The sequence below is a fragment of the Alkalimarinus coralli genome (assembly GCF_023650515.1).
Classification (GTDB): domain Bacteria; phylum Pseudomonadota; class Gammaproteobacteria; order Pseudomonadales; family Oleiphilaceae; genus Alkalimarinus; species Alkalimarinus coralli.
In genome coordinates, this window is record NZ_CP096016.1 from 776,177 (window position 1) to 796,273 (window position 20,097).

Genomic DNA, 20,097 nt, shown 5'->3' on the forward strand with positions numbered 1-20,097 from the left:
CGGCAGGCACGCACAATGTTAAAAGAGCTTTCATTGTTTGAGCGGCTGGAAGCCGATAGTTCACGTGCATATTCGACGGGGATTGATCATCAATCGTTGATTGGGTCAGTAAAATCGAATTTACAGCAGATGCTCAACGTAAGAGAGGGTAGTGTATCTCCACTACCTGATTATGGAATGCCTGACTTTAATGACTTGGTTTACGAATTTCCTGATGCCATATACCAGCTTCAGGTCGCAATACGGCAGTTTCTGTTGAGGTATGAGCCTCGTATCGATGAAGTGTTGGTTAGTTATATTCCTGATAGCACGCAGCCTTTACAGCTCAAATATCAGGTGGAAGTCAGTTTGAAATCTGCCTCAGAGGCATCGGGCACCTTTCAGTTTGAAACGGTCATAACTGGTTCAGGTCAGGCATTTGTGCGTGCGGCTTAGCTTAGCCGTCATTGCACGTGAACACGAATAGAAACACTAATATGGCAGGATGCCAATGCAGTATAGTCGTTATTTTCAACAAGAACTTTCAGCGCTAAGGGAGTTGGGGCGAGAGTTCTCCGAGCTAAACCCTCGGCTCGCTCCTTTTCTGTCAGTAGAGGGGCAAGACCCGGATGTAGAGCGCTTGCTCGAAGGGTTTGCATTTCTAACCGGCCGAATCAGGCAAAAGCTGGATGATGACATTCCTGAGTTTGCATGGTCGCTTATCAAACTGATTTGGCCACACTTTCTGCAGACAGTCCCCTCGATTACCACGGTTGAATTCAGGCCGAAGCAGATCGTATCTGAGCGGCAGAAACTGGCAAAAGGTGCGGAGGTTAAATCAATTCCTGTCGATGGAACTTCATGTATTTTCCAGACTGCAAATGAGGTAGACATACAACCCATGAGCGTAAAGTCAGTAGGGGTGACTGAACGTGGGGGCGTGTCGACAATATCACTTAATCTGGAGCTTTTTCAGCATGTAAGTTTAAAGGATATCGCGTTTGATGATTTGAAGTTTCATTTGCATGGCGCGCTCCCTAAAACCAGCTTATGGTACTACTTACTTAGGCAAAGGGTTGTCAATGTTGATATTTGGGGTGTATGTGAAGGTGAGAAAGTAAAACTAGGGACGTTGGAGGCGTCCTCAATAAAGCCTGGAGGAATAGAGGCAGAAAACAGTTTGTTTGCTTCATCGAACCAACAGTTTCTGGGGCACCGCTTGTTACTGGAGTATTTTTGCTTTCCGGAAAAGTTTCTATATCTTGATATGAAGGGGATAGGGCGCCTCATTCGAACGTTCGAAGAGCGAGATCAAGATAACAACTTGGCGGTCAGGAACGTTTTGGTTGAGTTCAATCTGGATCATGTTCTCCCTGTTTCTGATCATTTATCGACGGACAATATTCGTTTGTTTTGCTCGCCTGCTGTTAATCAGTTTAAGGCATCAACCCGGCCTTTTTTGCTGGATCCAACAAAAATTGAGCATCGTTTAAGTGTAGAGGCACCTACTCCTGATCATTATGAAATTATGACGGTCGATAAAATCGAAGGGTGGAGTCCAGAAACCAGAGAGGTTGTATGCTATTCGTCACTGGAGTCTTTTTGCCCTGGCCAAACGAAGGGGTTCAAATCCAGCCCAGAGTTTAAAACATATTGGAGCCAACAAAAGCCTTCAATAACGGGTAAAGGGCAAGAGACTTACCTTTCGTTTATGTCTGTATCGCAGAGCAAGGCCAGCCCAGAGAAGAGGGAGTCCATCCAGAAAAGTATAAACTCACTTAAATCTGAAACAATAAGCGGTCAGGTCACCTGCAGCAATAGGGGACTGCCAAGCATGTTAAGAGTTGGCGATGTGTGTGTTGAAAGCTCTTCGGTTCCTGAGTATCTTGACTGTAGCAATATCTCCTCCGTTACCCCTTCTTACTCGCCCGCGACAAAAATGAATTGGATTTGGCGACTGATTTCCCACTCTGCACTCAATATCAATAAGCTGCGTGATTTGGATTCGCTTAAGGCGCTGATTAGCCAATTTGACGTTCGAGGTTTATTTGACAAGCAACAGCACGCAGCAACAAAACTAAAAATAGAGGGCTTAATGAGTTTAACGACTAAGCCTTCAACAAGGCTGTTCAAAGGGGTTCCGGTTACAGGTAACGAAGTTGAAATAAATCTGGCTAGCCAGAACTTTTCTGGCATAGGCGATATTTTTCTATTTGGAGAAATATTAAATGAGTTCTTTGCCGCCAGCGCTTCAGTTAATCACTATCATCGGTTAACGATTAAAGCGCTGCCGGAAGGCGATGTAATGCAGTGGGAAGCGAGGGTTGGAGATTGCCTGCTGAATTGAATACCTGCCTGTTGAGTTCGGCCCGAAGTTTTAGCTTCCTTGCATACCGGTCATTTCTATGCAACCAAGGTATTGACTCGGCGTCTATACGTTTTCGTGGTACGGCTGGTCTGGCCCACCCAGCCAGTGAAGTCTCGGGAGCCTGGCTGAATGACTCAAATGCTGAAGCTCGCGTAACGATTGACGTCAGTATCATGGGGTTATACGGCACCACATCACCGTTGCCTGCTTTTTACACCGAGCGAATATTGGGGATTGATAGTGAATCTGCATTGAACCGGGGATCGACCGGGGGCAACCCGGTTGCTAAGGCTGAAACAGAGGATGGCGTTGCTTTAAAACAGTTTTATGACCTTTTTAATCATCAAGCCATTTCACTGTTCTATGATGCTTGGAAAAAGTACCGTCTATCAAATTGCTTTACCAAAGGTACATGCTCTGACGCTGGTGTAACAGAGCATTTAGTACCTGACAACCCTTTCTCTACTGCTTTGTTGGCGCTGTGGGGGATTGAAAAACACCGAATGGCATCATTTAAGCATTTGACGCTTTCACGTTTGATGCCGTTGGCTGGCGTGCTTGCTAGCAGGTGCGCCTCAAGATCTTCATTAAACCAGGCACTTAGTGAACTCTTTCCAGGGGAGGATATTGTTGTTCGGGACTTCGTTCATCGATCAATTGGCATACCTGCCGACCAACTGAACAGTTTAGGGCTAGACAATGCTACCCTGGGTGAGTCTTTGGTAATAGGGGAGAGGGTGAATGACTACAATGGTATTGCCGTCGTTGTAACGCTTGCGTCATCAGACTGCATAGTAAAGTGGCTTCCTGGCGGGGAGCAGAATGAAGCGGCAAGGGAGCTGATCTCACTGCTGCTAAATACGCCATATGAGTATCAATTGATCATTGATGCCCCTGGAGGGGTGCCTAGCGAGGAAGGGCTCGGTGTATTTGGTAGTGGGGTGGGGAGAGGTGATGCGCTTGGTATTTCAAACGGGGCGCTGATTACCGTATAAGCCAGCTCGCCACCTTGTTTTGGACTAATAACTCAGGATGTAAGGAATAACCCAATGGAACTGGAAAAACTAATCGATAAGCTACATTCAGAAACCAGACTCGCTGTTGAGCAGGCTGCATTGGCCTGCATTGAACGTAAAGGTATTGAGATCACACTTGAGGACTTACTGCTTACATTAATCGACGGTCAGACAGAGTTTTCCAAGGTATTGCTGCAGTTTGATATTGATATCGCCAGCTTTCGTTCAGCCGTGCAGTTTGAGCAAGATACTCGATCAATGATGTGCGCTAAACCCGTTTTTTCTGAGCTGCTCATAAACACTCTTCAGGAAGCCTGGCTGATTGCTTCGCTTGAGTTGTCACTGCCTTCGCTCAGCTCTGGAACGATCATTATGGTGTTGCTAAAAAATCAGCTTCGGTATGGTCATCGTCGCTATATCGACGTGTTAAGCGATGGCGTGTCATATGATCATCTGGTAGTGCTGATTCAAGGTCTCCATAGTGCAGAAGCAGCCACGAATGCCGGACTAACAAACAGGTCAAATATTGAGGCAGGAAAGAGCACAGAGCATGAAGAAATACTTCAAAAGGTAACGACTAGCCTTACAGAACTTGCGCAGAACCAGCAGCTTGACCCGGTTGTCGGGCGTGACGAAGAAATACGGCAAACTATTGATATTCTATGTCGGCGTAGAAAAAATAACCCTATCCTGTTAGGAGAAGCTGGCGTCGGAAAAACGGCTATCGTAGAAGGTCTGGCACAAAAAATAGCTGAAGGGAATGTACCTGTAGACCTTGTCGATGTAGATCTCAGGTTACTGGATTTAGCCGCATTACAAGCGGGTGCAAGTGTTAAAGGAGAATTTGAGCGTAGGGTTTCGTTGCTGATTGATGCCATTCAGGTATCGAATAAGCCTGTAATTTTGTTTATTGATGAAGCTCATCTAATGGTAGGGGCAGGCTCAAATGAGGGAGGAGGGGATGTTGCTAACTTGTTAAAACCTGCGCTTGCGAGAGGGGAATTACGTACAGTTGCTGCAACCACTTTGGTTGAATATAAACGATATATTGAAAAAGACCCAGCGTTGGTGAGACGTTTCCAGTCGGTAAAGGTTGGGGAGCCTACAATTGATCAAACGGTCACCCTGCTACGGGGACTCAGAGATCGCTATGAACAACAGCATGGCGTCTATATTCGTGATGATGCCCTTGTTGCGGCTGCTTCAATGTCCTCACGCTATCTTATGGGGAGGCAACTGCCAGATAAAGCGATTGATTTGATTGATACTGCATGCGCAAGAGTTAAAGCAGGACTGGTAGGAAAGCCTACCTCGGTTGAATTTTTGGAGCTTCAAGTAGAAACGGTGCAACGAGAAATCGATGCGCTAACTCGTGACTTAGTCAATGATGGCTATAGCATTAAGGAGGCTCGCCCAGCAACGGATAATCCGAATGAACTTGATGAACTATATCAACGAATTGACCAGCTTACATTGCAATTGGCTGCAGTGGAGGCTACATGGCATCAAGAGCGAGCGCTGGTCAGAGAGGTCGTAACGCACCGAGACAACCTTGATGATGAATATGATGGCAGCAAAAAGCTCCAGCGGTTAAGAAATGAAATAAGTGAGATGCAGGGTGAATCACCTTTGGTTCACTACGAAGTTACCGCGCTGCAAATTGGTGAGATTTTATCGAGTTGGACAGGCATTCCTGCCGGCAAAATGCTGATGGGAGAGGCTCAGAAACTGGGCGCTTTATCAACACAGCTGGAGATGAGGGTCAAAGGGCAGTCGAATGCAACACAGCAAATTAGTGAACGTTTGTGTCAAGCGAGAGCAGGCTTAAATGACCCGGAAAAACCATTGGCGGTATTTCTGTTGGTAGGCCCGAGCGGCGTTGGGAAAACGGAAACGGCATTGACCATCGCTGATACTCTGTTTGGTGGAGAGAAGTACTTAACAACAATAAATATGTCAGAGTTTCAGGAGAAGCACACCGTATCACGCTTAATTGGGTCGCCTCCTGGGTATGTTGGATATGGAGAAGGAGGTGTTCTGACTGAAGCGGTGAGACAAAAACCTTTTTCGGTTGTATTGTTAGATGAAGTTGAAAAGGCTGACCCGGATGTGCTGAATATTTTCTACCAGGTCTTTGATAAAGGCACAATGAACGATGGAGAAGGTCGGTTGATAGATTTTCGGAATACTGTCATCGTACTGACGAGCAATTTGGCATCAGATCAAATAGAAACACTTTGTGCATCTTCCCTTGATGAAAATGAGAGTGATGAAGATGCTATTGATGACGCAGTACTTCTGGAAAAGATACGACCTACCTTAAACCACTACTTTAAGCCCGCACTACTGGCGCGAATGGAGGTACTCACTTATCGCCCCCTTGAAAAGTCGACGCTACGGTTGTTGGTTGGCAGTAAACTGGAAAAACTATCTCTGCGGTTATCGGCACAGGGGATTTGCTTACACGTTGCTGATTCAGTGTTGAGTGCGCTATCCAGCAGGTGTGTATTGGTTGAGGCCGGAGCAAGGCATATTGATAAACTGATTAACCAGCATATTGCAGCTAAACTATCTAAAATCATCTTGCTGTCAGTGGAACAGCAAGAATCACTGGCAGATGTATATGTGAGTTATCAGGAGAATGAGTTCGTCGTATCCAGGTTGCCCGTCAATGAGAGCTCAGAGGCTAATGCAGATCTGTTGGGTCAACTCTAAGCGTGTTTACACAGGAGCGGCTTCAATAACATAGCTAATTGGTGCTAACAAACTTGAACGGCAGCAGCTTAGTAGTGAGGGGGCGGGGCTTCATTTCCTGCCTCTCCAACGGCATTATGAACTGTATCCAGTTGGCTTTTTAGCATTCGGTTAGCTTGCCACAGCTTATCCAGCTGTTGTTCCTGCCTGGCGATGACATCATTCAAATCCTGTAAGAGATCTTCCTGAAAGGCCATCTTTGTTTCTAATTCGATCAGTCGATCTTCGATGTTCATATGTAACCCTTAGCAAAACGTTTGTAAAAAGTGGCATTGATACTGCCCAAAACATCATACGAAATAGAAAATTATTACTTTGTTTGAATTTTATACATCACATTTATTTTTTTGCTATCATTGCAGTGTGGGCCGACATAATTATAAGGAATCATAATTCCAAACACTAATCTTTTGAGGCCTACCGTCCGCAATTTCGCACAGTTCGCTCTGTATTGCAGCTCTCATTGCTATGGACTTATCACTATGAAGTTATTCATATTGGTGTGGTTTATGTTGGGTATTGTGAGGCTGTTTGAATGAAGTGTGTGAAGAGTAATTGATAGGGCAATTTTAATGGTACCTGATTTGTTCGAGCTTTGCTGCGTAATTTAGACGTGACGCGCACTATGGTGAGAGTCAGGATGATTTAATATTTTTAATAGTTATTGAGATACATTACATGAATAACCAAACTGTAAAGGCGATTGTAACCGGACTTATTTTCGCGATACCAACCCCGTTTGTACTGGGTTATCTTATTCTTGCTGTAACAGGTGATGCCATTAGTTTTGAAGGTGTTAGCGCTGAAGCGGCAACGGCTGTGTCAAAATTAATGGGCTTTTTAGGAACGGGAGCTGGGGTCTCTGCGTATATTACCTCTGCTGTGGTAATCGGGTTAGTTGCGGCTTTGGGCACTCTTACATCAACGGGTGGGTCAAGTGCGTACTATGGAGATGACGATGATGATTCCCCAGAAGGTGACGAGCAAGGCACAGTAAAATGGTTTAACGTCAACAAAGGATTTGGTTTTATCACCCGCGACGCAGGAGACGATGTATTTGTTCACTTTCGGTCAATTCGTGGTCATGGCCGTCGTTCATTACGTCAGGGCCAGCAGGTTCGCTTTAATGTAACGCAGGGAGACAAAGGTCTTCAGGCTGAGAACGTATCGGTCGTTAGGTAGCATTTATTCTTAATGCTATAACAACGTTAAATGCCACCGCAAACTCTTTTTCGGTGGCATTTTTGTTTACCAGTTCACCACTTCTTTACCTTCTTTTGTGACTTTCCACCACTGATTATCTGAGTCTTCTGATTCTTCCCAGCTATTTGTTGCACATCTGACTTCCTTGTCCAGGGTCACAGCAATTTGGCTTGCACAATCGATATCACTTGCCCATGGCGTTTGATCTGACTGAAACCAGAGGCTGGTAAATAGTTTTCCTGCTGCACCGATATAAATAGTAAGAGGAATAGTTTGCTCTGCTAACATACAGGTTAGGTTGATTGATGTTTTTTCCAGATCGTCCTGAGCATCAACGTCATCAAAAATGTCATTGAGCCATGTGATTATTTCTTGGACTGTACAATTTTTTATATAGACTTCTATATCCGGTTGACGCTGATATTCATCGTGTTGTTCAGTCTGCTTGGCCATGAATATTACTCAGTCTATGAACGGTTAATAAAATGATTAATTCTGCTTAGTAAAAGCTTTACGTACCCAATAATAGCCATTATTGCGCCTAAAAAGGCAATGACCAACGAAAATAGTGTCACTAGCTCCTGCTTAAGCGAAGGGGGGATGTAAAAATGGGCAGCAACAACCACACTGAGTCCCCCAAGCAAAAGAAGTGCGCCTATCGCAAACAGCTTGAAGTTACGCTGCTGAGGCGTTAATTCGTGTTTGGGCTTTCTCAAAAACGTTTGCTTTATTCCTGACATGGTCTGTAGCCTGTGAGGAAAACATCGATCGTCACTTCGATTGAATCCAGGTTCTTTATTATTGACTTTGCAGACTCAGTTGCTCGCCAATAATGGGGGGTCATTAAAAGTAAGTCGCTGATTGCCTGGGAAGTAGTAAGCTCGATTTTGTATTTTATATTTGAGCAGAGAGACGGCTCTAGGGTTACAAACTCGTTTTCGAGTGTGCTCGTGGGGTTATATGCTTGTTGTTTTACGTCTTGATACAGCTTTTCCCGTAGTTCTATCAGGTGCTCGGGCCCGGTTGATGCAACATACAATAAACCATCCTGCTTAAGGATACGCCTGAACTCTTCAGGGACAATTCGAGAAAACAAACAGAGCACAGCACTCTGAGAGTCGCTCTTAATGGGGATATGGCTAGATGTTGCAGTGACCCATTGTATCGACTTAGTTCGTCTGCAGGATGCTTTGACGGCTCGTTGAGAGATATCAAAACCAATGATGCCGGCTCTTTTTAGTGCGCCCTGTTGCTGAGAGGGGGGATTCGAGTCAAATGCAGTGTTTAAGTGTTGTTGTAGCTTCTCCGTATAATACCCTTCGCCGCTACCTGCATCGGCAATGTGGTAGCTTGCTGCCTCTCTACTTTTGCTAAGGTAGTCGTTTAGAATAAACTCGTTTAACTTGTCAGATATTGGTTTGTAATACCCCGCGTCGAGAAACCGGTAGCGTGCCTCAACCATTTCCAAACTATCACCTGGCTGTTTACTCTTTTTGTGTTGTGGTAGCAGTAAGTTGACGTAGCCTTGTTTTGCTACGTCATACTGGTGATTATTGTTGCAGCAGAATTGCTTTTCCTTTCGTTTGAGAGGCTGCTGACAAACGGGGCATATGAGTGAGCCGCTTTCAGCTTCGGCATTATTCATATCGCGCGCTATGCTATTTGTCTTGCTGGGGTTATCTGATATCACTCGCGATGTCCCAATAGCCTGACCAGAATGCCTTCGTAGATTGTGGATAGCTCGTTTAAATCACTGACGCTGACACACTCGTTTACTTTGTGGATTGTTGCATTAAGAGGGCCTAGCTCTAATACCTGAGCACCAGTGGGTGCAATAAACCGGCCGTCAGAGGTTCCGCCAGATGTTGATAGTTCTGTGTCGATGCCTGTGATTTCACGAATTGATGCTACGGCTGCGTCGACCAGTGGGCCTTCTGGTGTTAGAAAAGGGAGGCCGCTAAGGTTCCATTCAAGATCATAATTGAAGTTATGCTTGTCCAGAATGTCATGAACGCGTTGCTTGATCATCTCTACCGTAAGCTCTGTTGAAAAACGAAAATTAAAAATAATTTCCTTTTCTCCCGGAATAACGTTGGTTGCACCGGTTCCCGCCTTCAGGTTGGTAATCTGAAAAGAGGTAGCAGGGAAAAACTCATTGCCGTTATCCCAGACTTCGGTTGAAAGATCGAGTAATGCAGGGATGGCAGTATGTACAGGGTTTTCTGCAAGGTGTGGGTACGCAACATGGCCTTGTGTCCCTTTTACTGTCAAGTCACCGTGTAGAGAGCCACGACGACCATTTTTGACAACATCGCCCAGTTTATTGGTGCTGGACGGTTCGCCAATAAGGCACCAATCAATTTTCTCGCCCCGGCTTTCAAGTGTTTCGATTACTTTAACGGTTCCATTCTTTGCTGGCCCTTCTTCATCACTGGTAATGAGAAATGCTATCGAGCCAGTATGATTTGGGTTTTCGTAAATAAAACGCTCACATGCGGTCACAAAGGCGGCGATACTCCCTTTCATATCTGCTGCGCCGCGACCATATAGCATGTCTCCGACAATAGTCGGTTCGAATGGTGGGTAATCCCAGTTTTCAACGGGACCAGTCGGGACTACGTCAGTGTGCCCGGCAAATGCCAGAACGGGGCCTTCAGAGCCTCGCCTTGCCCAGAAGTTGACTACTTCTTCAAATTGAAGTGTTTCGATCACAAAGCCAAGCTGCTCCAGTCGCTCACAAATGAGGGCCTGACACCCAGCATCCTCAGGGGTAACCGAATGTTTGCTGATGAGTTCTTTTGCTAGTTCTATTGTGGGCGTGTTTTGGGGCATGTGTTGGCTTCTTTTATAAAAGTGGAGAGCTATTCTCTTTTGAAGGGAATAGCAGTTGTTTCTGAGTAGTGCTGCTAGCATCCTTCCTGAAAGCACTAGTCATTCCCGCGCAGGCGGGAATCCATTCTTGCCGAACTTCCAAACGCTATGGAGCCCTGCCTGCGCGCCTGTTAACGAATACTAGTTATTCGCATGTAGCTCTTCGTTAAGCTCGATGGCGGTCTTGTTAGTCTTGCACTCTACCTGGCCATTAACAGAGTTTCTGCGGAATAGTAAGTCTGACTTACCGGCCAAGTCTCGGGCTTTTATTGTTTCGACGGAGTTGTTCTGGTCATCAAGCATCATTACCTTTGTGCCAGCAGTGATGTATAACCCGGCTTCAACGGTGCAACGATCACCCAATGGGATGCCGATACCCGCATTGGCACCAAGCAGGCAATTCTCGCCCACTGATATGACCATGTTGCCTCCACCAGATAGTGTTCCCATTGTTGAGCAGCCGCCGCCCAAGTCTGAGCCTTCTCCTATCATAACGCCAGCGGAAATCCGTCCTTCTACCATTGAAGTACCTTCTGTCCCGGCGTTAAAGTTTACGAAACCTTCGTGCATGATCGTTGTTCCTTCGCCTATGTAGGCTCCAAGACGTACCCGTGAAGTTGCGGCAATACGTACACCAGCAGGGACAACGTAGTCAGCCATAGGAGGGAACTTATCGACGGACTTAACGGCAAGAAGTTCACCGTTGATGCGTGCCTCAAGTTGCTTTTGAGTCAGCTCACTCAGGTCAACAGCGCCTTTGTTTGTCCATGCCACATTAGGTAGCAAACCAAACATGCCATTCAGGTTAACGCCATGAGGCTTAACGAGTCTGTGCGAGAGCAGGTGAAGCTTGAGATAGACTTCTGGCGTTGTCGAGGACTGGCTGTCTTCTTCCAGAATAGTGATGACAACAGGGCTCTTGCTGTCCTTTGCAGATTGAGCGATCGCCGCTTGTTCTGTCTCACCCTGGCTACCAAGTACGGCTGCTAACGTATTTAATTTATCGCTGCTTGCTTCAATAGCCTGATTTCCACCTTCGTAACCCAACGCCTCTTTAGCTGCCGCAAGAAGCGTTTCTGATGGTTGATAAACGGGCTTGGCGTAGAATACTTCCAACCATTCATTTTTCTGATTTTTGGTACCAACACCAATTGCAAACGCTAAACTCATGTTAATTTCCTGTTTGATATCTAATTAATCGTTATGCTTTGTAAATCTTCAGTTCATTATGATGGCAAAAAGTTACTTAAATGCGCTCTCATACTCTTCTGCTTTAAATCCCAAAATCCGTTTGCCTTCGTGCTCAAGCAGGGGGCGCTTAATAATAGAAGGGTTCTCCATCATAACGGCTAATGCAGAACTGTTATCCATACTGCTTTTCTGTTCTTCTGATAGCTTGCGCCAAGTCGTGCCTCGGCGATTAATGACGGCTTCCCACCCCAGAGAGGACAACCAGTCCTGAAAGAGCGCTTCGTTAGTTCCGTCTTTTTTGTAATCATGAAAAGTGTAGCCGATACCCTTTTCGTCAAGCCACTTACGTGCTTTTTTAATGGTATCGCAATTTTTGATTCCGTACATGGTCGTCACAGTTGTTATCCTTATATACGATTAGTTGGCGATTATGCTGTTGACAAAGTCGCGAATTCTTTCTGCGGCATCTATGCATTCGTTTAAAGGCGCAACTAAAGCAAGCCTAACCCGATTTTCACCTGGGTTTATGCCATCTACCGTTCGTGATAAGTAGCTGCCTGGTAAAACGGTCACATGCTTCTGTTGAAATAACTGCTGGGCAAACAGGTCATCGGCTATAGGTGTTTTGAGCCAAAGGTAGAAACTTGCGTCCGTTTGCTCTACGGCCAGAGCTTCTCTCAAAATTGGTAGAACGGCTGCGAATTTCTCGCGATAAAATGTCCTATTCTCTTTTACATGAGTTTCGTCATCCCAGGCTGCGATGCTGGCATGCTGGTGTTGAATAGGCATCGCGCAACCGTGGTAGGTTCGGTACTTTAAAAACTGTTCAATGATGGCTGCATCTCCCGCAACGAACCCCGAACGCAAGCCAGGGAGATTGGAGCGTTTCGATAAGCTATGAAATACTACACAGCGCTCGTAACCATTGCGGTTCATTTCTGCACAAGCTTGTAATAGACCTACCGGAGGGCGAGACTCCTCGCAGTAGACTTCCGAATAACACTCGTCTGACGCAATGATAAAGTTGTGTTCATCTGCTAAACGAATGAGTTTTTGAAGTACTTCTGCAGGAATGACGGCCCCAGTGGGGTTGCCGGGGCTACATAGAAATAGCAGTTGGCAGCGTTGCCATACGTCTGGGGTGACTGCGTCAAAATCGGGTATGAACCGGTTTTCCTCCTGGCAAGGTAAGAAATGAGGCTCAGCACCGGCCAAAAATGCAGCGCCTTCATAAATCTGATAAAACGGATTAGGACAAACCACCAGAGGTGTATCTTTTTGATGGTCAATAGGGTTGCTCGTCCTGTTTTGGCTACGATCAATGACGGCTTGCGTTAACGAAAAAATTGCCTCTCTTGTGCCGTTAACGGGCAATATGTGCTGCTCGGCATCGAGGGCGTCCGGCTGCAGATTAAATCGTTTGGTCAACCAGTTTGCGATGCTTTGACGCAGTTCCGGGATGCCTTTGGTCGAAGGGTATACCGATAATTTGTCCAGTTGTCGGGTTAACTCTTTTAAAACAAAGTCAGGGGATGCGTGTTTGGGCTCGCCAATTGAGAGCGCAATATGTGAATAGTCAGAGCTTGGAGTCACTTCACTTTTAAGTCGGTTAAGCTTCTCAAATGGGTAGGGTTGTAACTTGTTTAAATCTGAATTCATCCTAACGTGCTCGTCCTGTCGTATTATACTCTGATTTTAAAAAGTGAAATGATCGTTGTGCTAGCTTGCCTGGACGTGTTCATCCAACTGTTCACAAATATCCTTTTGTAATTTTTCGCATAGCATAGGGTCACTAATCGGTTGGCCGCCGTCATCGGTAATAAAGAAAACATCTTCTACGCGTTCGCCCAGGGTTGCGATTTTGGCGTTAACCAATGCAACGTTATTCTCAACCAGTATGCAGCCAATTCTGGCGAGCAGGCCGGGCCGGTCTGGGGTAATGACTTCCATTACCGTGCGCTGGTTAATCATATCATTGCTGAATGTTACTTCAGTAGGGAACGAAAAATGCTTCAGCTGTCGCGGCGTTCGGCGCTGAATAATTTCCGGGTAGTCGTCAGCATCGTCCAGTTCATCCAGTAGGCGATGATGAACTTTTGCCTTGCGTTCGGGGTCACGGGCTAGTGACTGATTTAGTTCATCGAGTACCACAAAAGTACTTAGGCTGCAGGGGCCTTTTCCTGAATTGATTCTTGCGCTTACGATGTTTAGGTTTAGCTGCTCAAGAACGGCTGTAGTTGCTGCAAATAGCCCCGTACCATTTCGGAGATAGATCATGATCTGGGTATAGCCTTCGCCTTGATGATCCTCTATATCTTTTATCAGTATTAGTGGCTCTTCGCTTTCACCATGGTTAATGATTGAGGATGTTTGCCAGGCGATCTCCATGGTTGAGTCCTGTAAGAAGTAGTCATCTTCCAGGGTGTTCCATATCGCGTCAATTTGACGACTGCTAATGCCTTGATCATGAAGAATATCCTGAACTTCGGCCTGTGTGGCAGATATCCACTTATCTTTGTCGAGCGGGTTTTCAATGCCTCGCCTAAGTGCTCTGCGGGCTTCCAGGTAGAGCTGTCTTAAAAGTGATGCTCGCCATGTATTCCACAATATCGGGTTGGTGGCATCAATGTCAGCGACCGTTAGAACGTAGAGGTAGTCGAGGTGAACCTGACTCGGCACTTCGACTGCGAAGCTATGAATAATATCCGGGTCTTGGATGTCTTTCTTTTGAGCTGTCATTGACATTAAAAGGTGATTCTCGACTAGCCAGCAGACCAGCTGAGTATCACGAGTACTTAGGTGATGGCGCTGACAGAATTTTTGAGCGTCAATTGAACCCAGGTCAGAGTGGTTGCCGCCCCGGCCTTTTGCGATATCGTGGTATAGCCCGGCGATATAAAGTAACTCAAGTTTAGGTAGGCGGTGTATTAGTCTTGAGGCCAGCGGGTACTTGGCTCTGGCAGAGGTCTCTCTGAGATTTACCATGTTCTTGATCACGCGTATGGTGTGAGCATCAACGGTGTACGCGTGAAATAAATCGTGCTGCATTTGGCCAATAATTTTGCCAAACTCTGGAAGGTATCGGCCCAGCACGTTGTAGCGTTTCATGAATGACAGCGTTCGATGAAAATCATGCGGTGTTCGCATCAGTTCCATGAATAAAGAGGTGACGGCAATATCGCGTCTAAATGACTTGTCGATAAGGTGCCTATGAGCTCGCAATGCTCGAATTGTGGTTGCCCTGATTCCTTTGATGTGGGGGTTTTGTGCAATGAGTAAAAATATTTCCATAATAGCGTAGGGCGCATATGCAAATATTTGATTGTTGACCGCTTCGATATATTGATTCTTTAGCTGAAAGCGTTTGTTTAATGGGTGTACAACTTCTTGTTCGTTGCTACGAAGAATAGCTTCGTCAAAGTGTTGCAGTATAACGTCTGTTAACTCCGCCAGCCCGAGTACGACCCGGTAGTATTGCTGCATCATTATTTCGACACCAAGTTTCTTCTCGGAGTCTTCGAACCCTAGCATGCTGGTTAGCTTGCGTTGATGATCAAATAACAGTCGGTTCTCATTTCTGTTGGCTATGATTTGAAGCCCGTAGCGCATTTTCCATAAGAAACGTTCCCCATCGACCAGCATCTGATACTCTTCATTGGTAAGAAACTCATATCTCGTTAGCTCGGATGTGCAGCTTAAGCCGAAGTGGCGCTTAGTTATCCAGCCGATTGTTTGAATGTCGCGCAAGGTGCCAGGAGAAGATTTTAAATTGGGCTCCAGGTTGTACTCAGTATCGCTATATTTTTCGTGCCGTAGCCGTTGTTCTTCTTTTTTGGCTATAAAATACGCTCGGTCTGAACATACTTCATCTGAATAAGCTCTGGTGCTAAGCAGTTCTCGTAAGATATCGTTGCCGGCGATTGTCCGGCTTTCCAGAAGGTTGGTGGCTATCGTAATGTCTTGAGATGCTGACTCGATGCATTCATCAATGGTTCTTACGCTGTGCCCGATATCCAGTTTCAAGTCCCACAAGAGCGTAACGAAGTCTGTTATTGCTTCGGCGTATTGGGGGCCGATTTCAGCTTGGGCCAGAATCAATATATCAATATCAGAATGAGGGTGTAGCTCTCCACGACCATATCCGCCTACTGCTATTAGACTAATATTGTCTTTCCCTTTCCAGTCAAACTGCTCCCAAAGAAATCTCAATATCTGATCGACAAACCATGCTCGGGCCTCAACTATCTGCTTAATATCGTGGTCGCTCATAAAAAAGCTATCAAGCTGTTCTGATGCTTTTTTTAGTGCATTGCGAGCTGCAATTGCAGGAGCGGTAGCTGACTTGATCGTTAATTTTAAACGTTCAAGTGACAGCTCATCACTCTCTCTGAAAGCCTCAATAATTGGGCTGTTAGCGATCATGTTTTGGTGTTGCTCCATTAATCTCGGTTACTGCAATCTGGGTTACTGCAGTTCCTGTGGCGATAGCTTTGGTCGTGAAGCCCAAGGGGGCCAATTGTTTTCGGCGAATGGCTTCAGGCGAAAAGTTCGCGCTCTTCTTCTCTCAGAGTTAGAATTTCAAAACCGTCTGAGGTGACTAAAACGGTGTGTTCCCATTGCGCTGATAGTTTTCTGTCTTTGGTGACTACCGTCCACTCGTCTGGAAGTAGCTTGCAATGGCGCTTCCCTTGGTTAATCATCGGCTCAATGGTGAAAATCATCCCCTCTTTAAGCGTTAGTCCTGTCCCTTTCGTCCCGTAATGCATAACCTGGGGCTCTTCATGGAAAACTTTGCCAATTCCGTGGCCGCAGTACTCTCTTACTACAGAGTAATAGTTTGATTCAGCATGTTGTTGAATGACGTGCCCGATATCACCCAGTCGGGCTCCGGGGCGCACCAGTTCTATCCCCTTGTACATACATTCCTGTGTGATTTTTACCAGGCGCTCTGCTGCGCTTGTTGGCTTGCCAACAAAAAACATTTTACTGGTGTCGCCATGATACTGATCTTTGATGACAGTAATGTCGATATTGATAATATCACCGTTCTTCAATATTTTTTTATCGCTTGGGATGCCATGGCAAATAACTTGATTGACGGAGGTGCAGATTGATTTAGGAAACCCTTTATAATTAAGCGGAGCCGGAATCGCATTTTGCTTTTCAGTGATATATTTATGGCAGATGTCGTTCAGCTCTCCTGTCGAGACGCCTGCTTTGACATGAGGCTCGATCATTTCCAGTACTTCTGCCGCCAGTCGGCCGACCACACGCATTTTTTCGATTTCTTCAGGCGTCTTAATTGTTACTTTCATTTTTGTCTCTAAATATCAAAGTCATTGGTATGCCAAACTAGGTAGTTGACCCCCATTGGGTTTTCAAGATTATCAGTGCTAAATTGAAGGTTGTCGACTAATTAAAATGGCGTTCCCTATCATCACGCAGGGTATTTTACCCTGTTGTGTGTGATATGAGAAATGATCTCATTTATTAGTTGGATATTTAATATTTGGCTTCTGTTTAGGCGCTTTATATGGTATAAAGCGCCGCTCTATTCAATAACTGTTTAAAGATGTATTTGAGAATAAGTAAAACGGTTCTCAGGTTTACCTTAAATAATATTGTTAGAGCAAAATTCGCACATATGCCGACACGTTGTTCTGGGTGCTCGTGGTGATTGAAGCGCTACCATTGATGGGGTGTTTGATCCTTAAGAGAGTTGAATGATGGGGCATGTGGAGGTCTAACCCAATTAATAGTTAAGGAATTTTTATAATGGCTGCAGTTTCTATGCGCGACCTGCTTAAAGCAGGTGTACACTTCGGACACCAAACCCGTTACTGGAACCCTAAAATGGGTAAGTACATATTTGGTGCACGTAACAAAATTCATATAATTAACCTTGAGCACACTGTTCCTGCTTTTAACCAGTCTCTTAATGTTATTAAGAGTCTGGCTGAGAACAAAAACAAGGTTCTTATTGTTGGCACCAAGCGTGCTGCAAGCAAAATAGTTAAAGATGAAGCTATTCGTGCTGGCATGCCTTACGTAAACCACCGCTGGTTAGGTGGTATGCTGACAAACTACAAGACTATTCGTCAGTCAATTCGTCGTTATAGAGATCTTGCAACTCAAAGCCAAGATGGCACATTTGAGAAAATCACCAAGAAAGAAGCTTTAATGCTGACTCGTGAGATGGATAAGCTTGAGCGTAGTATTGGTGGTATTAAAGATATGGGTGGTCTGCCGGATGCGTTGTTCGTAATCGACGTTGACCATGAGCGCATCGCTATAAAAGAAGCAAACAAGCTGGGTATTCCAGTCATCGGTATTGTTGATACTAACAGTGATCCAGATGGCGTTGACTATATCATCCCAGGTAATGATGATGCGATTCGCGCTATCCAGGTTTATGCAAAAGCCGTTGCGGATGCATGCCTTGAAGGGACTGCTGGTGGCGCAAGTGCAGACGAGTTCGTTGAGGTAAGCGAAGAGGAAAGCGAGCAACCAGCAGCAGAATAATCTGTTGGGTGCTGCCCTTGTTTGCATTGCCTGGCAGCGTTGCATCATGCACGTATTATGTAGTTTATTCGAATTGTATGATGTGTGGCTGTTAGGCAGTTAAAAGGGGCGATGCCCCTTTTTTTATAAACTAATTTAATTTGAATGCCTGTAGGCATTAAAATCAAGAGGAATTAACATGGCTGCTATTTCTGCCTCTTTGGTGAAAGAGCTTCGTGATCGCACAGGTCTGGGCATGATGGAGTGTAAAAAAGCACTCAAAGAGTCCGGTGGCGATATTGATGCTGCAATTGAAGAGATGCGTAAAAACAGTGGTATGAAGGCTGCTAAAAAAGCAGGTCGTACTGCTGCTGATGGTGTTGTAAAAGCAAAAGTTGCAGATGATGCTTCATTTGGTGTACTGGTAGAAGTTAACAGTGAAACTGACTTCGCGGCGCGAGACGAAGGCTTCTTGGCGTTTGTTAATGCTGTTGTGGATAAGGCATTTGAAACACGCGAAACAGATGTTGCAAAATTAATGGAAGGCGAGCTGGAAGTAGCTCGTGAAGCATTGGTTCAGAAAATCGGTGAAAACATTGGTGTTCGCCGTGTTGTGACAACTGAGAATGCCGTGGTTGGTCAATACGTACACGGAACTAACCGTATCGGTGTTTTGATTGGTTTGTCTGCGGGTGATAGTGAGCTGGCAAAAGATATCGCAATGCACACTGCTGCTGTTAACCCTCAGTTTATTAAGCAGTCTGATGTTCCAGCTGAAGTGGTTGAAAAAGAGAAGTCTATTTTCACTGCTCAAGCAGAACAGAGTGGAAAGCCAGCCGAAATTATCGAAAAGATGATTGGTGGGCGAATTAATAAGTTCCTTGCTGAAATCAGCTTGGTTGACCAGCCTTTCGTTAAAGACCCTGAAGTTAAAATTGGCGCGCTTGCTAAGAAAGCAGGTGCTGAGGTTGAGTTCATGGTTCGCTACGAAGTGGGTGAAGGTATCGAGAAAGAAGAAGTTGACTTTGCTACTGAGGTAGCTCAGCAAGCTGCAGCGGCTAAAAAGTCTTAATTTTTTCTTTAGCATGCCAATGTAAATCTTGCGTTGGCATGCTTGTACAACCGCATATCGGCGACAGCTGAGTGCGGTTGATTTTTATAAGGGGAAAGAATGCAGTTTGCAATTTCTCTTACTGCTTCACTAGGGGCTAATATATAGTCCCGACAGGTATCGGCTGATTTTTGCTGATGCTGTTCAGAGGTTGAATGCGAATCTCTGACGTCTGATTGTTGATTTTTTAAAAGCCCATTGCCGATTTTAAAAGAGAGTTAACATATGCCTACACCAACTAAAGCCAAGCCAAGATATAAGCGCGTGCTACTCAAACTGAGTGGAGAAGCACTCATGGGGGATGGGGATTTTGGTATCGACCCACAGGTTCTTGACAGAATGGCGCTCGAAATCGGGCAGCTGATTGGGATTGGTGTTCAGGTTGGTTTAGTTGTCGGTGGCGGGAACCTTTTCCGAGGTGCTGCGTTGCAAGAAGCGGGTATGGATCGTGTGACCGGTGATCACATGGGTATGCTGGCAACGGTGATGAATGCTTTGGCAATGCGCGATGCATTGGAGCGCTCCAACATATCCACAAGGGTGATGTCTGCGATTCCTATGAGTGGTGTTGTTGAGCACTATGACCGTCGTAGGGCAATTCGGCACCTGAAAGATGGTGATGTAGTGATTTTCAGTGCCGGAACCGGAAACCCTTTCTTTACAACTGACTCAGCTGCATGTCTTAGAGGTATCGAGATAGAGGCTGATGTTGTATTGAAAGCAACCAAGGTTGATGGTGTGTATAATGCCGACCCAATGAAAGACTCCAGTGCTGTTAAGTATGACCGCTTAACCTACGATGAAGTACTGGATAGAAAGTTAGGCGTGATGGACTTAACTGCGATTTGCCTCTGCCGAGATCATAATATGCCCGTGCGGGTTTTTAATATGAATAAGCCGAGTGCGGTTGCCAATATTCTTGTTGGTGAAAACGAAGGCACTGTCATTGAGCAAGAGAGCGAGTAAGCTCAGTTAGGTAAGCTTTACTATTATTTTATTTGAAATAGGCAATCTGAGCGGGCTAAGTATAGCTGTACAGAAAAGAGTGTAGCTGTACAGAAAAGGCGGAGCTTCGCGCTTAAAGTATGAGGCCGTCTCAGAAG

The 20,097-nt window shown here is 45.5% G+C and carries 17 protein-coding genes and 1 pseudogene; 8 read left to right on the plus strand and 10 right to left on the minus strand.

What is annotated here, in order from left to right; genetic code table 11:
• Positions 1 to 15: 15 nt before the first annotated feature.
• Genes tssE through tssH form a run of 4 tightly spaced genes read left to right on the plus strand, consistent with a single transcriptional unit; the run spans position 16 to position 6,078 of the window.
• Positions 16 to 435, plus strand: coding sequence for a type VI secretion system baseplate subunit TssE (gene tssE / locus MY523_RS03480; protein WP_250657418.1), 420 nt, complete (start codon positions 16 to 18; stop codon positions 433 to 435).
• Between the two features lie 55 nt (positions 436 to 490).
• The gene (gene tssF, locus MY523_RS03485; protein ID WP_250657419.1) at positions 491 to 2,326 is read left to right on the plus strand and encodes a type VI secretion system baseplate subunit TssF; all 1,836 of its coding nucleotides are present in this window, start codon (positions 491 to 493) and stop codon (positions 2,324 to 2,326) included.
• Positions 2,311 to 3,342 (plus strand): type VI secretion system baseplate subunit TssG, encoded by a 1,032-nt coding sequence (tssG, locus tag MY523_RS03490; RefSeq protein WP_250657420.1) that lies wholly within the window; start codon positions 2,311 to 2,313, stop codon positions 3,340 to 3,342. Before tssF ends, tssG begins: the two co-directional genes overlap by 16 nt.
• Positions 3,343 to 3,396: 54 nt before the next feature.
• Complete coding sequence (tssH, locus tag MY523_RS03495; RefSeq protein WP_250657421.1) at positions 3,397 to 6,078, plus strand: type VI secretion system ATPase TssH; 2,682 nt, start codon at positions 3,397 to 3,399, stop codon at positions 6,076 to 6,078.
• 68 nt (positions 6,079 to 6,146) lie between these two features.
• On the opposite strand, the gene MY523_RS03500 is transcribed toward tssH, so the two are convergent.
• Entirely contained in the window at positions 6,147 to 6,353 is a 207-nt protein-coding gene (locus MY523_RS03500) for a SlyX family protein (protein WP_250657422.1), read from the minus strand.
• 751 nt (positions 6,354 to 7,104) lie between these two features.
• On the opposite strand from MY523_RS03500, the pseudogene MY523_RS03505 reads away from it, so the two are divergent.
• Positions 7,105 to 7,299: pseudogene (locus MY523_RS03505) on the plus strand (cold-shock protein); the annotation flags it as partial.
• 66 nt (positions 7,300 to 7,365) lie between these two features.
• Here the strand turns inward: MY523_RS03505 and MY523_RS03510 are convergent.
• From MY523_RS03510 to map, 9 genes are all read right to left on the minus strand, one after another.
• Positions 7,366 to 7,773, minus strand: coding sequence for a hypothetical protein (locus MY523_RS03510; protein WP_250657423.1), 408 nt, complete (start codon positions 7,771 to 7,773; stop codon positions 7,366 to 7,368).
• Positions 7,774 to 7,787: 14 nt separating this feature from the next.
• Positions 7,788 to 8,060, minus strand: a complete 273-nt coding sequence (locus MY523_RS03515; protein ID WP_250657424.1) for a hypothetical protein — start codon at positions 8,058 to 8,060, stop codon at positions 7,788 to 7,790.
• Positions 8,048 to 8,965, minus strand: a complete 918-nt coding sequence (locus tag MY523_RS03520; RefSeq protein WP_250657425.1) for a putative RNA methyltransferase — start codon at positions 8,963 to 8,965, stop codon at positions 8,048 to 8,050. Before MY523_RS03520 ends, MY523_RS03515 begins: the two co-directional genes overlap by 13 nt.
• 41 nt (positions 8,966 to 9,006) lie before the next feature.
• The gene (gene dapE, locus MY523_RS03525) at positions 9,007 to 10,152 is read right to left on the minus strand and encodes a succinyl-diaminopimelate desuccinylase (RefSeq protein ID WP_250657426.1); all 1,146 of its coding nucleotides are present in this window, start codon (positions 10,150 to 10,152) and stop codon (positions 9,007 to 9,009) included.
• Between the two features lie 180 nt (positions 10,153 to 10,332).
• Entirely contained in the window at positions 10,333 to 11,361 is a 1,029-nt protein-coding gene (gene dapD, locus MY523_RS03530) for a 2,3,4,5-tetrahydropyridine-2,6-dicarboxylate N-succinyltransferase (protein WP_250657427.1), read from the minus strand.
• 72 nt (positions 11,362 to 11,433) lie between these two features.
• Entirely contained in the window at positions 11,434 to 11,769 is a 336-nt protein-coding gene (locus MY523_RS03535; RefSeq protein ID WP_370301514.1) for an ArsC family reductase, read from the minus strand.
• A 30-nt stretch (positions 11,770 to 11,799) separates the two neighbouring features.
• Positions 11,800 to 13,041, minus strand: coding sequence for a succinyldiaminopimelate transaminase (dapC, locus tag MY523_RS03540; protein WP_250657429.1), 1,242 nt, complete (start codon positions 13,039 to 13,041; stop codon positions 11,800 to 11,802).
• 60 nt (positions 13,042 to 13,101) lie between these two features.
• Positions 13,102 to 15,804: a [protein-PII] uridylyltransferase gene (locus MY523_RS03545; RefSeq protein ID WP_250657430.1), complete on the minus strand. Its 2,703-nt coding sequence runs from the start codon at positions 15,802 to 15,804 to the stop codon at positions 13,102 to 13,104.
• Between the two features lie 113 nt (positions 15,805 to 15,917).
• Positions 15,918 to 16,697 (minus strand): type I methionyl aminopeptidase, encoded by a 780-nt coding sequence (map, locus tag MY523_RS03550; RefSeq protein ID WP_250657431.1) that lies wholly within the window; start codon positions 16,695 to 16,697, stop codon positions 15,918 to 15,920.
• Positions 16,698 to 17,157: 460 nt separating this feature from the next.
• On the opposite strand from map, the gene rpsB reads away from it, so the two are divergent.
• The 3 genes from rpsB to pyrH all read left to right on the plus strand — a co-directional run bounded on the left by rpsB (position 17,158) and on the right by pyrH (position 19,960).
• Positions 17,158 to 17,904: a 30S ribosomal protein S2 gene (gene rpsB / locus MY523_RS03555; protein WP_250657432.1), complete on the plus strand. Its 747-nt coding sequence runs from the start codon at positions 17,158 to 17,160 to the stop codon at positions 17,902 to 17,904.
• 178 nt (positions 17,905 to 18,082) lie between these two features.
• Positions 18,083 to 18,955, plus strand: a complete 873-nt coding sequence (gene tsf / locus MY523_RS03560; protein ID WP_250657433.1) for a translation elongation factor Ts — start codon at positions 18,083 to 18,085, stop codon at positions 18,953 to 18,955.
• A 264-nt stretch (positions 18,956 to 19,219) separates the two neighbouring features.
• The gene (gene pyrH / locus MY523_RS03565) at positions 19,220 to 19,960 is read left to right on the plus strand and encodes a UMP kinase (protein WP_250657434.1); all 741 of its coding nucleotides are present in this window, start codon (positions 19,220 to 19,222) and stop codon (positions 19,958 to 19,960) included.
• Positions 19,961 to 20,097: the final 137 nt, after the last annotated feature.

Bases quoted from the DNA above. Each gene is read 5' to 3' on its own strand.
- MY523_RS03535 (WP_370301514.1), bottom strand. From the start codon at position 11,769: ATGTACGGAATCAAAAATTGCGATACCATTAAAAAAGCACGTAAGTGG.
- MY523_RS03500 (WP_250657422.1), bottom strand. From the start codon at position 6,353: ATGAACATCGAAGATCGACTGATCGAATTAGAAACAAAGATGGCCTTT.
- MY523_RS03520 (WP_250657425.1), bottom strand. From the start codon at position 8,965: ATGAATAATGCCGAAGCTGAAAGCGGCTCACTCATATGCCCCGTTTGT.
- dapD (WP_250657427.1), bottom strand. From the start codon at position 11,361: ATGAGTTTAGCGTTTGCAATTGGTGTTGGTACCAAAAATCAGAAAAAT.
- tssH (WP_250657421.1), top strand. From the start codon at position 3,397: ATGGAACTGGAAAAACTAATCGATAAGCTACATTCAGAAACCAGACTC.
- dapC (WP_250657429.1), bottom strand. From the start codon at position 13,041: ATGAATTCAGATTTAAACAAGTTACAACCCTACCCATTTGAGAAGCTT.
- tsf (WP_250657433.1), top strand. From the start codon at position 18,083: ATGGCTGCTATTTCTGCCTCTTTGGTGAAAGAGCTTCGTGATCGCACA.
- tssE (WP_250657418.1), top strand. From the start codon at position 16: ATGTTAAAAGAGCTTTCATTGTTTGAGCGGCTGGAAGCCGATAGTTCA.
- tssF (WP_250657419.1), top strand. From the start codon at position 491: ATGCAGTATAGTCGTTATTTTCAACAAGAACTTTCAGCGCTAAGGGAG.
- MY523_RS03510 (WP_250657423.1), bottom strand. From the start codon at position 7,773: ATGGCCAAGCAGACTGAACAACACGATGAATATCAGCGTCAACCGGAT.
- dapE (WP_250657426.1), bottom strand. From the start codon at position 10,152: ATGCCCCAAAACACGCCCACAATAGAACTAGCAAAAGAACTCATCAGC.
- MY523_RS03545 (WP_250657430.1), bottom strand. From the start codon at position 15,804: ATGATCGCTAACAGCCCAATTATTGAGGCTTTCAGAGAGAGTGATGAG.
- map (WP_250657431.1), bottom strand. From the start codon at position 16,697: ATGAAAGTAACAATTAAGACGCCTGAAGAAATCGAAAAAATGCGTGTG.
- MY523_RS03515 (WP_250657424.1), bottom strand. From the start codon at position 8,060: ATGTCAGGAATAAAGCAAACGTTTTTGAGAAAGCCCAAACACGAATTA.
- rpsB (WP_250657432.1), top strand. From the start codon at position 17,158: ATGGCTGCAGTTTCTATGCGCGACCTGCTTAAAGCAGGTGTACACTTC.
- pyrH (WP_250657434.1), top strand. From the start codon at position 19,220: ATGCCTACACCAACTAAAGCCAAGCCAAGATATAAGCGCGTGCTACTC.